Source organism: Haloarcula pelagica (assembly GCF_030127105.1).
In the GTDB taxonomy this organism is placed as follows: domain Archaea; phylum Halobacteriota; class Halobacteria; order Halobacteriales; family Haloarculaceae; genus Haloarcula; species Haloarcula pelagica.
This window is the reverse complement of the sequence record NZ_CP126161.1, coordinates 819,443-832,836: the sequence shown is the minus strand read 5'-3', so window position 1 is coordinate 832,836 and position 13,394 is coordinate 819,443. Positions and strand designations below refer to the sequence as shown.

General features: G+C 69.5%; 13 protein-coding genes. 7 read left to right on the top strand and 6 right to left on the bottom strand.

Going from position 1 to position 13,394, the window contains the following annotated elements; all coding sequences use genetic code 11:
- The first annotated feature begins 1 nt into the window (after position 1).
- The 4 genes from P1L40_RS04435 to P1L40_RS04420 all read left to right on the top strand — a co-directional run bounded on the left by P1L40_RS04435 (position 2) and on the right by P1L40_RS04420 (position 4,520).
- Entirely contained in the window at positions 2-1,573 is a 1,572-nt protein-coding gene (locus P1L40_RS04435) for an L-aspartate oxidase (protein ID WP_284010112.1), read from the top strand.
- Positions 1,573-2,379, top strand: coding sequence for a carboxylating nicotinate-nucleotide diphosphorylase (nadC, locus tag P1L40_RS04430; protein WP_284010111.1), 807 nt, complete (start codon positions 1,573-1,575; stop codon positions 2,377-2,379). Before P1L40_RS04435 ends, nadC begins: the two co-directional genes overlap by 1 nt.
- Positions 2,380-2,539: 160 nt before the next feature.
- Positions 2,540-3,391, top strand: a complete 852-nt coding sequence (locus P1L40_RS04425; protein ID WP_284010109.1) for a hypothetical protein — start codon at positions 2,540-2,542, stop codon at positions 3,389-3,391.
- A gap of 481 nt (positions 3,392-3,872) precedes the next feature.
- Entirely contained in the window at positions 3,873-4,520 is a 648-nt protein-coding gene (locus tag P1L40_RS04420; RefSeq protein WP_284010108.1) for an RNA 2'-phosphotransferase, read from the top strand.
- A 6-nt stretch (positions 4,521-4,526) separates the two neighbouring features.
- On the opposite strand, the gene gpmI is transcribed toward P1L40_RS04420, so the two are convergent.
- Entirely contained in the window at positions 4,527-6,086 is a 1,560-nt protein-coding gene (gpmI, locus tag P1L40_RS04415; RefSeq protein WP_284010107.1) for a 2,3-bisphosphoglycerate-independent phosphoglycerate mutase, read from the bottom strand.
- A 111-nt stretch (positions 6,087-6,197) separates the two neighbouring features.
- Between gpmI and P1L40_RS04410 the strand changes: the two genes are divergently transcribed.
- Positions 6,198-6,590 carry a DUF7522 family protein gene (locus P1L40_RS04410; RefSeq protein WP_284010106.1) on the top strand — a complete coding sequence of 131 codons (393 nt, stop codon included), beginning with the start codon at positions 6,198-6,200 and terminating at the stop codon, positions 6,588-6,590.
- Here the strand turns inward: P1L40_RS04410 and P1L40_RS04405 are convergent, their stop codons facing one another.
- On the bottom strand, positions 6,591-7,559 hold the full coding sequence (locus tag P1L40_RS04405; protein ID WP_284010105.1) for a sodium:calcium antiporter: 969 nt from the start codon (positions 7,557-7,559) through the stop codon (positions 6,591-6,593). It abuts the gene before it with no gap.
- 85 nt (positions 7,560-7,644) lie between these two features.
- On the opposite strand from P1L40_RS04405, the gene P1L40_RS04400 reads away from it, so the two are divergent.
- Positions 7,645-8,895 (top strand): DNA double-strand break repair nuclease NurA, encoded by a 1,251-nt coding sequence (locus P1L40_RS04400; protein ID WP_284010104.1) that lies wholly within the window; start codon positions 7,645-7,647, stop codon positions 8,893-8,895.
- A 1-nt stretch (position 8,896) separates the two neighbouring features.
- Here the strand turns inward: P1L40_RS04400 and P1L40_RS04395 are convergent, their stop codons facing one another.
- The 3 genes from P1L40_RS04395 to P1L40_RS04385 all read right to left on the bottom strand — a co-directional run bounded on the left by P1L40_RS04395 (position 8,897) and on the right by P1L40_RS04385 (position 10,550).
- Positions 8,897-9,187, bottom strand: a complete 291-nt coding sequence (locus P1L40_RS04395) for a HalOD1 output domain-containing protein (protein ID WP_284010103.1) — start codon at positions 9,185-9,187, stop codon at positions 8,897-8,899.
- Between the two features lie 194 nt (positions 9,188-9,381).
- The gene (locus P1L40_RS04390; RefSeq protein ID WP_284010102.1) at positions 9,382-9,720 is read right to left on the bottom strand and encodes a DUF7113 family protein; all 339 of its coding nucleotides are present in this window, start codon (positions 9,718-9,720) and stop codon (positions 9,382-9,384) included.
- A 47-nt stretch (positions 9,721-9,767) separates the two neighbouring features.
- Positions 9,768-10,550, bottom strand: a complete 783-nt coding sequence (locus P1L40_RS04385) for an endonuclease/exonuclease/phosphatase family protein (protein WP_284010101.1) — start codon at positions 10,548-10,550, stop codon at positions 9,768-9,770.
- A 125-nt stretch (positions 10,551-10,675) separates the two neighbouring features.
- On the opposite strand from P1L40_RS04385, the gene P1L40_RS04380 reads away from it, so the two are divergent.
- Positions 10,676-12,508 (top strand): ATP-binding protein, encoded by a 1,833-nt coding sequence (locus P1L40_RS04380; protein WP_284010100.1) that lies wholly within the window; start codon positions 10,676-10,678, stop codon positions 12,506-12,508.
- Positions 12,509-12,519: 11 nt separating this feature from the next.
- Here the strand turns inward: P1L40_RS04380 and P1L40_RS04375 are convergent, their stop codons facing one another.
- Entirely contained in the window at positions 12,520-13,383 is an 864-nt protein-coding gene (locus P1L40_RS04375; RefSeq protein ID WP_284010099.1) for a class 1 fructose-bisphosphatase, read from the bottom strand.
- Between the last annotated feature and the right edge of the window lie 11 nt (positions 13,384-13,394).

The following is a 13,394-nucleotide window of genomic DNA, read 5'->3' as shown; positions in this document are numbered from 1 at the left end:
CATGAGCGACGAACAGACCGACACCCACGAGACAGACGTACTGGTCGTCGGCTCCGGCATCGCCGGGCTGGCGGCGGCGCTCGCGGCAGCACGCGCGGGCAGCCAGGTCACCGTCGCGACCAAGGCCACCCGTCCCGAAGGGGCGTCCTCCTGGTGGGCACAGGGCGGCATCGCCGTCTCCCGGGACGACCCCGAGCAGTTCAAGGAGGACATCCTGACGGCGAGCGCCGACACCGCCGACCCCGAAGCCGTCGACGTGCTCGTCGAGAACGCCAACGCGGCCGTCGAGGACGTGCTCTTCGAGACGCTCGATGTCGCGTTCGACCGCGCCGAACCACGCTCGACCGACACGGACGAGCAGGCGTCGATGGCGTCCACGAGCCGCGCGGACCTGGACTACGCCCGCGAGGCCGCCCACAGCGAGGATCGCATCCTCCACGTCGACGCCGCGACGGGCAAGCACATCCACGTCCCCTTCCTGAACTACCTCGACGACCACGACGGCGTGACGATCCTGGACGGCACTGCCGCGCTGGAACTCATCCGTCACGAGGGTCGTGTCCACGGCGCGATGCTCGAATCCGACGGCGCCGTCGAGCCCTGGTTCGCCGGCAGCGTCGTCCTGGCGACCGGTGGCATCGGCGAACTCTACCCGCGGACGACCAACCCCGACCACGCGACCGGGGACGGCATCGCGATGGCGGCGCTGGCCGGCGCCGACGTGGCCGACATGGAGTACGTCCAGTTCCACCCGACCGCCTGCGTCGTCGACGGCGAGGTCGCATTCCTCGTCAGCGAGGCCGTCCGCGGGGAGGGCGGCCTGTTGCGCAACGGCGACGGCAGGCGGTTCATGCCCGACTACCACGAGGACGCCGAACTCGCGCCCCGGGACGTTGTCGCCCGAGCGGTGAAAGCGGAGCGCGAGGCCACCGGCGAAGTCCGACTCGATGTCTCCACGCTCGACTTCGCCGCGGAGTTCCCCGGCCTGGCCGACCGCTGTGGGGATCACGGGATCGACTGGACCGACGGGATTCCGGTCGCGCCGGCCGAACACTTCCTCTGTGGCGGCGTCGCCGTCGACGACCGGGGTCGGACGACGCTCGACCGGCTCTACGCCGTCGGGGAGTGTTCCCGCACCGGCGTCCACGGCGCGAACCGGCTGGCCTCCACGTCGCTGCTCGAGGGGCTGGTCTGGGGGCTGCGCGCGGGCGAGGACGCCGCCGGCGATCCGGTCCAGCCGATCGAGGCGCCCGAACTGCTGGAGCGGGACCCGGCCCTCCCGGACAGTTTCGCCCGCGAGAAGTTCCACCGGCTACGCCGGGTGATGGACGAGCACGTCGGCGTCGAGCGCGATCCGGCCGACCTCCAGCGCTCGATGGCGGTGTTGCGCCGCCTCAAGGGCGAGGTCGACGCCTACGTCCGGACCCGGACCGCCCGGTCGCTGTACGAACTCCGGAACGCGAGCATCACCGCGCTGTTGATCGCCCGCCACGCGGCCGAGAACGACGAGAGCGTCGGGACCCACAACCTGGTCACGGCGGCCGACGAGCCGCCGGAACCGACCGCGGACTGATGCTCACCGACGCCGATGTCGAGCGCTGGCTCCGCGAGGACGTGGGCCACCACGATGTCACGAACCACGTCCCGGGCGACACCGGGGGCCGACTGGTCGCGAAGGAGTCCGGCGTCGTCGCCGGACTGGCGGCGGCAACGGCGGTGTTCGACTATCTGGACGTGGGGGTCGAGACGCCAGTCGAGTCGGGCGACCGGATCGATCCCGGCGACGTGGTCCTCCGAACGGACGGTCCGGCCCGCGAGACGCTCCGGGGCGAGCGGGTCGCGGTCAACCTCGCCGGCCACGCCTCGGGCGTGGCGACGAAGACTCGCGCGGCCGTCGACGCCGCTCGGACGGTCGAGGACGACGTACGGGTCGCCTGCACCCGCAAGACGACGCCCGGCCTGCGCGGCATCGAGAAACGCGCGGTCGCCGCCGCGGGCGGGGACACACACCGGCTGGACCTCTCGCATACGGTGATGGTCAAGGACAACCACGTCGCCGAGATGGGGCTGGAGTCGGCCGTCGCTCACTTCCGCGAGCGGGCGTCGTTCACGACGAAGATCGAAGTCGAGGTCGAGACCCCCGAGCGGGCGCCCGAGGCGGCCGCGGCCGGGGCCGACATCGTCTTGCTGGACAACATGTCCCCCGACGAGACGGCGCGTGCCGTCGATCTGGTCGACGGCGCCGCACTGACCGAAGCCAGCGGCGGTCTCACCGTCGCGGACGTGCCCGACTACGCCGCGACCGGCGTCGACGTGCTCTCGATGGGTTCGCTGACTCACTCGGCGCCGACGCTCGACCTCTCCTTCCGGACGGGATGACCGGCCGGGAGATCCGACGGTCGAACGCGGCGTCGACCGCCGGCCGACCCTCCGCAGTCGCCGGGTTCTGACGGCCGGAGCGGGACCGACATGCTTATGCGAACCATACAACAACCGTCGGGTCGAGCGGATACATCGTCGTCGACACTGAGAGGTAGGCATGGGGCTGTCACTCCAGGGGAACGCCAGCGACGTGGACGACCTTCTCGACCAGCGACAGCTCGACGCGTATCTGGGGAGCGACGAGCGGCTGTGTCACGTGCTGACAAACCGTCGCGTCGGCGTCGAACGGACCGAGGACGGCGACACGACGAAGGTCACGTCGGGCGAGGACTGCGGTGCCGTCGCCGCGCTGACCGACCGGCGCGCGCTCTTGCTCGTCGGTGACGCGGACCGCACCGACGGCGACTACGCGGCGTCGCTGCCCTACGCCGACATCGAGACGGCCGACGCCGTCGCCGAACTGCTGACGGCACGGCTCCGGTTCGAGACCGGGGCCGGCGTGACCTGGGAGTTCACCGCCCGCGAAGCCGACATCGACGAGGTCGCCGAGTTCCTCCGGGAGGCCTGTGGCGTCTGGAGCGAGGTCCGGACCGCGCTCGACGCGCTCTCCGAGCACTGTGACGCGCTCGCCGACGCGCTCGACTCGGCCGATTGGACCGCCTTCGATCGGTACCGAGCCGACGCCGAAACCGCGCTGGAGACGGCCCGTCAGGGGGCCGACGCTGCCCCCGTCGACGGCGTCGAAGACCGGATCGACCGGCTCGAAACCGAGCTCTTCCGGCTCGTCCGGGACCGCCACGTCGCCCGCGGCGAGGACCTCCTCGCGGAGGCCCGCCGGTCGCTCGACGACCGGCAGTACGAGGCGAGTTACGACCGGATCCGAACGGCCCGGGAGCGGTTCCGGGACGCGACCGACGTGGCGACCACACACGACATCGACGACGAGGGGGCACAGGCCGGCTGGCCGCCGCCGACGACCTGGCGACGACCGTCGCCCGGCGCCCGCTGACCGCCGCACGAGAGGCCCACGAACGGGCGGGTGGCATCGAGGAGCCGGGCGAACGGGCCTCGGCGCTGGAAGACGCGCTCGACAGCTACCGCGTCGTCGCGGGGCTGGTCGGCGGCGAGGGCACGCCGTTCGCGGGCGGTGAGGAGACCGCCCGCACGGAGATCGAGACGGTCCTCGGCGAACTGATCGAGGCGCGGCTCGCTTCGGCCCGCGAGCGCCGGACCGCCGGCGACTGGGAGTGGGACGCCGGCAACGAGGAGGTCGCCTACGACCTGCTGTCGAGTGCGCGTGACGATCTCGACCGGGCGATCGAACTCGCCGAGGAGTTCCCGCCCGGCGACCCCGAGGAGATCCGCGCGACCCGGGACGACCTGGCCGACCACTTCGACGTGCTGGCGATCCGCTACGAACTGTCCCAGACCGGCGACGAACTCCAGCACTGACCGAGCGAGTTTTCCGCACCCTGCTCGAAGCGGCACCCATGCCGGACCCGATCTTCGTCTGCGAGACCCACGGCTACCACCAGGGGCCTGCCTGTCCGGTCTGTGACGAGTCCGGCAGCGAGGTCCTCGACGCGAGCCGTCGCCGCCGCCTCTCGAAGTTCCTCAGCGGTGCGTTACGCCACTTCCCTGACGACGCCGGTATCGACCTCGACGACGCCGGCTGGACGCCGCTCGCCGACCTGGTCGCTGCCGTCGAAGGAAAGTACGACTGGGCGACCCGCGAGCACGTCGAGGGCGTCGTCGCGACCGATCCGAAGGGTCGGTTCGAGCGCGACGAGGCCGGCGGCGTCCAGCGGATCAGGGCGGCCTACGGCCACTCGGTCCCGGTCGATCTGGCGTCGGCGCCGACGCCGGTGCCAGAGACGCTGTATCACGGGACCGCACCGCGACACGTCGACCCGATCATGGCGGAGGGACTGCGGCCGATGTCACGCCAGAAGGTCCACCTCTCGGAGACGGTCGAAGAGGCACAGGCTGTCGGGAGACGCCACGCCGAGGACCCCGTGGTGCTGGTCGTCGACGCCGAGTCGATGCGGGCCGACGGCCACGAGATCGTCAAACGCGGGACGGCGACCTACACCACCGACCGGGTACCGCCGCGCTACGTCTCTCGGCGGTCGCTGTAGCCCGTCTCACTCCACGAGCGACTCGCCGGTCATCGCCGCGGGCTGTTCGATACCCATGAGCGCGAGCATCGTCGGCGCCAGATCGGCCAGCGTGCCGCCCTCGCGGGCAGTCTTCCCGTCGGCGGTCCCGTCGGGCGAGAGGTAGATGAACGGGACGGGGTTGGTCGTGTGCGCGGTGTGGGGGTCCTCGGCGGTCCCCATATCGTCTGCGTTGCCGTGGTCGGCACAGAGCAGGACGTGCCCGCCGGCGGCGTTGATCGCGGCGACGAGGCGACCGAGTTGCTCGTCGACGGCCTCGACGGCCGCGACGGCGGCGTCGAAGTCGCCGGTGTGGCCCACCATGTCCGGGTTCGCGTAGTTGAGCACCATCGCGTCGGGGTCCTCGTCCTCGATGAACTGGATCGCGGTGTCGGTCACCTCGGGGGCGCTCATCTCGGGCTGGCGGTCGTAGGTCGGCACGTCCGGGCTCTCGACGATCTGGCGCATCTCGCCCTCGAACTCCACTTCGCGGCCGCCGTTGAGGAAGTAGGTGACGTGGGGGTACTTCTCGGACTCGGCCAGGCGGACCTGCGTGCGGCCGTTCTCCGAGAGCACTTCCCCCAGCACGTCTTCTGGCTGGTTCGGCGGGAAGGCGACGGGTACGCCGAAGGTCGCGTCGTACTCGGTCATCGTCACCAGCCGGATCTCGGGCGGCGAGGTGTCGGCCCCCCAGTCCTCGGGGCGGATGTCCCCGAGCATCCGAGTGAGCTGTCGGGCGCGGTCGGCACGGAAGTTGAAGAAGATCACCGCGTCGCCGTCGGCCAGGCCGGCGTGGTCGCTGACGGTCGTGGGCTCGATGAACTCGTCGGTCGTGTCCCGCTCGTAGGAGTCGGTCGCCGCGGAGACGGCGTCCTCGGTGTGGTGGTCGCCCGCCCGGTCGACGATGGCGTCGTAGGCCCGGCGGGTCCGGTCCCAGTTCTGGTCCCGGTCCATGGCGTAGTAGCGGCCACAGACGGTGGCGACGTGGCCCGTGCCGTGGTCGTCGGCGTGGGCTTCGAGTTCGGTGAGGTACTGTTCGCCGCCGGTCGGTGAGGTGTCCCGGCCGTCGGTGAAGGCGTGAGTGACGGCGTCGGTCCCACGCTCGCCGGCCAGTTCGATCAACGCGTGGAGGTGGTCCTGGTAGGAGTGGACGCCGCCGTCCGAGACCAGCCCCATGAAGTGGACGCGCCCGTCGGTGGCCTCGGCGTGTTCGAACGCCGAGCGGATCGTCTCGTTCTCGAAGAACGGCGGGTCTTCTGCGTCGTCGTCGGGCGGACTCTCGCCACGCGAGCGGGCGATGCTGTCGGAGACCCGGGCCGAGTCCTGCTTGACGACCCGGCCGGCCCCGATGTTCAGGTGACCGACCTCGGAGTTGCCCATCTGGCCCTCCGGGAGGCCGACCCGGCGACCGTGGGTCTCGAGCGTCGAGTGGGCGCCGGCCGCCCAGTAGCGGTCGAAGTTCGGTGTCTCGGCCGCGGCGACGGCGTCCCGCGTGTCTTCGTCCGGATTGAGCCCCCAGCCGTCGAGGATGACGAGCCCGACTTGCATGCCTGGACCCTCGCGGGAGACTCAAAAGAGGGCTTCGGTCACGGACTCCCGGCGAGCGTCGCAGGTGCCGGGAACATCGATATTAATAGGGTGGGATGTCTCGGTCCGCCTATGAGCCCGGATATCCTCTCGGACGAGCTCGCCGACAGTATCGTCACGACCGCGCGGACGGCGACCGGCGACTCGCTGCGCTCTGTCACTTACTTCACTCGCGCGAACTACGAGCAGCTCTATCTGCGGGGCGATCTCGAACAGGACGCCGACCTCAACGACTTCGTCGGCCACGAGTGGCAGGGGTACAAACAGACCGAGAACGCCTACCAGGAGTCCGAACTGGGCGACTATCGGTTCACGGTTCGGGCCTTCGAGAACGGCTACCTCCTGCGGGTGGCGACCGAGCGCCAGGGCGTGCTCATCACGACCGACGGGCTGTCGATGAACTCCTACGAGGAGATCGCCGACGCGATCGACAAGCTCCTGCGCGAGCAGTCCGGCAAGGAGTGATCAGCCGTAGAGCAGGAGGTCGAACACCCAGTTCACGGCGTTGAGCGCGACCAGCACGGCGCCTTCGACCCGTGAGAGCAGTTCGTTCGTGTAGAACATGACCGCTACCAGCACCGTCACCCCAAGCAGCCACAGCGTCGTCTCGACGGCCGCGCTGGCGACCGGGAGCGGCCGGACCGCGGCCGCGAGCCCGAGGACACCGAGCGTGTTGAACACGCAACTCCCGACGATGTTCCCGGCGGAGATGCCGACACGGCCCCGACGGACGGCGGCGACGGAGGTCGCGAACTCCGGGATCGAGGTCCCGGCCGCGACGACGGTCACGCCGATCACCCACTCGGAGATGCCGACCGTCAGCGCGATGTCGACCGCGGACCCGACCAGCAGGTGTGCGCCGCCGACGACCAGTCCCAGCCCGCCGACCAACCGACCGAGATCGAGCCAGCCGAAGGTCGCGCTCGAAGGTTCGGTCGCCTCACCCGGTCCCGTCGTTCCGGCACGGGCCAACACTGCGAGATACGTCACCAGCACGCCGAACAGGACGATCCCGTCCCCGCGGCCCACGCGGAGATCACGGACGACCACGAGCAACAGGAGCGTGGTCCCGACGAGCAAGGTGGCGTCCCGGCGGACGAGGTCACGCCCGACGGGCAACGCCCGGACCAGGGCGGTCCCGCCGAGGATAAAGCCCAGGTTGAGGACGTTCGAGCCGACGACGTTGGCCACGGAGACATCCGGCCGCCCCGAGAGCGCGGCGTCGAGCGTCACCGCGAACTCCGGAGCCGAGGTCCCGAAGGCGACGACGGTCAGCCCGATGACGAGGCCCGGGACACCAAGGCGGCGGGCCGCCTGACTCGCCCCGGCGACGAACTGGCCGGCGCCGATCCACAGCGCCAGGACGGCGACGCCGACGAACAGGATGTCGAACAGCACGTCACGACCTCCGGCGATGCCTGTGACACCAGCCACTCGATCCCATGTCGCCCGCTGAGGGGCCGCCGGCCCCTAAGCCTGCCTACCAAACCCTTACGTCCCCGCCGTCGAACCACCCCGCATGACTCTGGACCCGGTACACGTCGACGGTATCGCCCACCTCGCCCGGCAGGTGCGCCAGACCGTCGAGACGAGCGACCACGACGCCGCCGCCGAGCGGGTGTGGGCGGAGTTTCTGGACCCGCTGTATCAGGACGGGACCGAGATCCTGGTCCCGATGGGCGACCGGCGCCGCCGGAAGGTCCCGATCGCCGACATCGCGCTGACCGACCCGCCCTTCCCGACCCAGCACGGACTGGACTCGGGGACGATCAACCCGACGACGTTCAAGAACGGGCTGGTACTGGATGTCGCCCAGGCGGCCATGAGCGCGGTCCCCTCGGATGTCGAACTCCACCGCGGCCGCACGATCATCATGGCGGTCCACTCCAACGACGCCACCGTCTCGCTGTCCGAGGACTGGGCCGTCGACGACCGCGGCTACGCGAAACGCCGGGTGCTCAACGCCCCCAAGGTCGACCGCTACGAGCAGCGGGTCGTCCACGCGCTGGCGCTGTATCTCGCCGAGAGCGAACACGCGCTGACGAACGCCGACATGGTCGAGGACCTGTTCGTCCTCGACGGGCCGATCTATCCGACCGGCCTCCTGCGGTGGGCCGACCGCGAGACGGAACTGGCAGACCTGCTGGCCGAGGACGACCGCCCGAAGACCGTCGTCGGCAACTACGTCGAACTCGTCGAACGGTTCGTCGAGCGGGATGTCCCGCTGATCGGCTTCGTGAAGAACTCCTCGACGAAGGCGCTGACCCGCGCCGTCCGCCGCAAGACGAACGCCCCGTGGGTCGACGACACCGCCTTCTTCCGGCGGGTGCTCGAACGGCGCGACGACGACGGCGACCGGCGGACCGACGCCTTGACCTGTACGAACTGGTTCCGCTCGCGGGCCGGCACCGACGGTGTCATGGCCGCCGACGGGGACGCGTTAGGGATCGAGCGAGAGCTGGACCCGGAGGCCTACGAAGTCACCTTCTTCGTCTGTTACGACCCGCGCAACGACCTGGTCTTCCGCGTCGAGGCACCCTACGCGTTCACCAGGGACTCGGACTGTCGGGAGCGACTCGCCCGTCAGGTGCTCCACGACGTTGCGGCCGAACAGGGACCGCCGCTGGCTGTCTCGAAGGCCGACGAACTCGCCGGTATCGACCGGCAGGGCGGCGAGGAACTCACGCGGCGAATCGAGCGCGCCTTCGACACCGACCGGGAGCGAGGCTACGACGACCTGCGCTGGGGCGCGGTCGAGGAAGCGTTCTGACTCAGCTCTCGACGGTGTCGGCGCTCCCGGCCGCCCCCGGTTCGGCCGCGTAGTCACGAACGGTGACGGACCCGCTCGACTCGACTTCGACCCGGTGGCCGCGGTACGTGAACGCACACCGTAGGCCGGGGGTACCGACGTACCTGTCGGCAAATAGCGCGTCGAGCGCGTCGGGGTCGACGACATCGAACAGCGGTGGCGTCAGCGAAGCCGGGTCGACGCCCTCGTATCGTGCCACGGCGCTGATCACCGTGTGCGTCACCGACCGGGTCTGTCTGTGTGCCTCTGACATTGCTGCTCAGTACAACGCTGTTGCCGGGTATAGCTGTTCGCCAAAACCCGCGAACGAATCTGTCGTAATAATCCCTGTTTCGATAGAATCTGTTATACGTCGCGCCGATCGGATTCGTCGGGGCACGGCGGACACCGCCGCTCCGGGCGGTGGGTCTCGTCGACCGCGCTGTTGTCTGCCTTCCCGGCGTCGGACTACTGTGCCTCCTCGGCTTGCATGACGGTCACGTCGACGGCTGCCTCGGGGACGCCGAGCCGGGCGAACTGGGTGCGAACGTGCTCTTTGGCCGCCTCGATGGCGCTGTCGCGGTCGGCGAACTCCTGTGGCATCGGCGACTCGAAGGCGACGTTGAGTTCCCGGCCGCCGATCGTCTGGGTCTGGCCGCCGCTCTCGACCTCGTAGAAGGCGTCACACACCCAGACGTACGGTGCGCCGCCGTCGGGCGCACCCTTGAACGACGGCGGTGAGTCGCCGGGTTCGTAGAGGGTCCCGGTCAGCCCGGTGCCGCCGGCCGACCCGCGGATGAGAAGCATACCCTCTGTAGGCGCCCCAGCGGCAAAAGGGTCTCTCCGACGCGGCGTCAGCGATCGATGTCGACGACCACTGGCAGGTGGTCCGAGGGATAGCGGTCGTCGTCCCGGTCGGTGCAGACGGCGTGGCTCGCCACGTTCAGGTCGTCGGTGACGAACACGTGGTCGATCCCCATTCCCGGAAGCAGGTCGTGGAAGTCGGTTCGCGTCGTCGTCGGTCCGTGGCGGTGGTCGGCCAGGCCGCGCGTGTCTTCCAGCCGGCGGCCGTCGGCGAGGGGGTGGCCCGCCGCGCGTTCGTACGCCGGTTCACCGACGACGCAGTTGAAGTCGCCCTGCAACACGACCGGTTCGCCGTCGACGATGCCGTCCAGGCGTTCGAGCACCAGATCGATCCCCCGCCGGCGGGCCCGCTCGCCCTCGTGGTCGAGGTGGGTGTTGACGACGAGGAGCGGGTCGCCGTCGTCCAGGCGGGCCCACGTCGCCACCCGCGGGTACGCCGCGTCCCAGCCGACGCTGCCCGGCTCTGTGGGGGTCTCCGAGAGCCAGAAGGTGTCGGTCGCCGTGCAGTCGAAGCGGTCGGTCCGGTAGCCAACGGCGGTGTGTTCGCCGCCGACGGCGACGCTGTCGCGTGGATCACCCACCCAGTCGTAGGCCGGAAGCATCGCCTGAAGCTCCCGAAGCTGATGGGACATCGCCTCCTGGACGCCGACGACGGCGGGCGCGTGATAGCGGATCGTCCCGGCGACCAGTTGGCGTCGGTGTGCCCAGTTGTCGGTCCCGTCTTTGGCGGCGTCGTAGCGGACGTTGAACGACGCTACCCGCACCCGGTTCATACCCGTGCTCCGGCGTCCTCCGTGGTAAGGCTTCCAGTTCCGGCCCGGACGAGCCGCTGGGTGGACAGGTCCGCCGCTCCCTCGCCAGGGAAAGGCGTTAGTCCCCCGCCGCCGTCGATGGAGCTATGTCAGATCTCGGGGACTTCACGGACTTCGACGCCGACGACGACGGGCCGTCCGAGGCGGCCGACGACGACGCGGCCGATTCCTTCGACACCGCAGCCGACAGCGCCGAACCCGACGACGGGGCCGACGCCGACTTCGAGTCGATGAACGTCTCGCCGGCCGACCCCGACAGCGGGCTGGGCGTGCTCTCGGCCGCCAACGGGCTGCGCATCAGCGAGGAGGACGACGAGTCACTCTTGCTCGCCTACGTCACCGCCGCGAACCGCTCTGCGGTCCGGCTCGGAAAGTACCTCCTCGTGCCCTATCCGGACGGCGAGCGGCTGTTTTGCCGGATCACCGCCCTGGAGTACGCCCAGGAGTTCCGGGCCGACGACGCCACAGAGATCCACGCCCGGCGGGCGATGCGCGAGCAGGGCATCGACGAACAGGACTTCAAGTTCATCGCCGAACTGGAGCCCGTTGCTGTACTCTATTCGGACGGTGGCGAACTCAAACGCCGGATGACCGACCGCGTCCCGAAACCGGAGACGGTCGTCCGCGAGGCCACCGACAAGACCGAGATCAAGACCGGACTCAAGATCCCCGAGGACGGCGTCTTCCTGGGCCACCTCTCCGTCGGCGGCGAGAAGGTCCGTACCGCCGCGGAGCCGCCGACCATCGACTACCGGCTGAAAGACAGCTACGACGACGGCGACCCGCTCGTGTTCCGGCACTCGCTCGTGGCCGGCGGCACCGGGTCGGGGAAGACCCACGCCTCGAAGAACGTCCTCCGGCAGTACCTCGGGCGGACCTACGAGATGGGCGACGGGCGCTCGCCGGAACTGGCTGTCGTCCAGTTCGACCCCCAGGACGAGTACGCCCAGATGCACGACGACAACCCCGCGATGACCGACGAGTTCGCCCGCCGCTGCGAACGCGAGGGGGTCGCGACGGGCGGCTACGACGACACCATCGCGTTCGTCCCGAAGGTCGCCGGCGCCGACTACAGCGCCAGCCACCACCGCGCCGAGCAGGTCGAGTTCACCGTCCCGTTCTCGCTCGTGTACGACAACCCCTGGCTCATCGCCGGGTCGAGCCTGAACGACAACCAGTACGGCGCCCTGGTCAACACCTTTCTCCCGCGATTCCAGCGCCAGTACGGGTCGAGTGGCACCTACAGCGAGTTCCTGAGCTTCCTGGACGACCCGGCGCTCAAGGAGGAACTCCACGAGGCCGGCGACGTACACGAGGCCACCTTCGACGCGGTCAAGCGTCGTGTGCGCGGGTTCGGGGCCGTCTTCGACCAGGACGCCCGCCCGATCACCGACCAGATCTCGCAGTTCGTCCGGGCCGGCGGACTGACGGTCATCCCGACGTATCACCTTTCGGACTCCCGGACGGCCTCGACGGTGGTGCTCGCGGTGTCGAGCCTGCTCATCGACCAGAAGCTCTCGAACGACCCGACCTACGACCGAATCAAGGAGACACCGCTCGTCCTGGGGATGGACGAGGCCCACAACTTCCTGACCGACGCCGACAGCGTCCAGGCACGGAAGGTCATCGGGAAGTTCACCGAGGCCGCAAAGCAGGGCCGCAAGGAGCGACTGGGCCTGTATCTCATCACCCAGGACCCCCAGGACATCGCCGACTCGGTGTTCAAACAGATCAACACGACCATGGTGTTGAACCTGGGCGACGACGACGCCATCTCCGCGGTGAACATCCCGTCGAACCTCGAATCGAAGGTGCCCTACATGGAGAAAGGCCAGCGGGTGGTGTACTCGCCGGACAACTCCGAACCCGTCGAGCTGATCGGCCTCTCGACGTGTGTGACCCGTCACGGCCGGGAGTGAGGCGGGACTGCTCAGTCGAGACTCGCTTCGAGCCGCTCGATCAGCTCCGTGTTGCCGACGTGGAGCGGACACCGCTGGTGGAAGCCGTCCGGTTCCACGTCGAGCATCGACTGTGTGCCGTCCGAAGACGCCCCCCCGGCGGCCTCGAAGACGAACGCGATGGGATTGCCCTCGAACTGGAGGCGCAGTTTCCCGTCGGGGTTGCTCTTGAGCCCGGGGTACGCGAAGATACCGCCGTAGGTGAGCAACTGGTTGATGTCGGCGATCATCGCGCCGCCGTAGCGGAGTTTTAGCTCCTGTTCGATCTCCCGGGCGAACGCGGTGAAGTCCTCGGGCCAGTCGGGGACGAACCCGCCAAAGCCGTAGATGTCGGGGTCGTCGGGGAGCGTAATGTCGTCACTGAGGACCTGGGGCGTCTCGCCCTCGATGAGGTAGTCGGTGACGACATCGTCGCGGGCGACGACCATCGTCGTGATCGGGCCGTAGAGGACGAACCCGCCCGCGACTAGGTCGCGGCCCTTCGCGGGGAGCGGTGCGTCGTAGATCCCGAAGACGGTCCCCATGGCGTTGTTCGACCGGAGGTTCGAGGAGCCGTCGAGCGGGTCCAGCGCGACGTGATAGGGGCCGTCGCCGCCGTCGACGAGATCCTCGCGCTCCTCGCTGGCGTAGGTCCCGAGTTCGTCGTGGGCAAGCAGTGCGTCCTCGAACAGTTCGTCGGCGCGGACATCGGCGGCCTCCTGGCGCTCGCCGCTGGGGTTGGTCCCGACCTTCGCCGTCCGGTCACTGGCGAGCCCCTCGCGGACTTCCGTCGCCGTCTCGGCGATGCTGTCGACGATCCGGTCGACGGCGTCCCCGCCGGGTTCGTAGGCCGTCATCGACGCCCCTC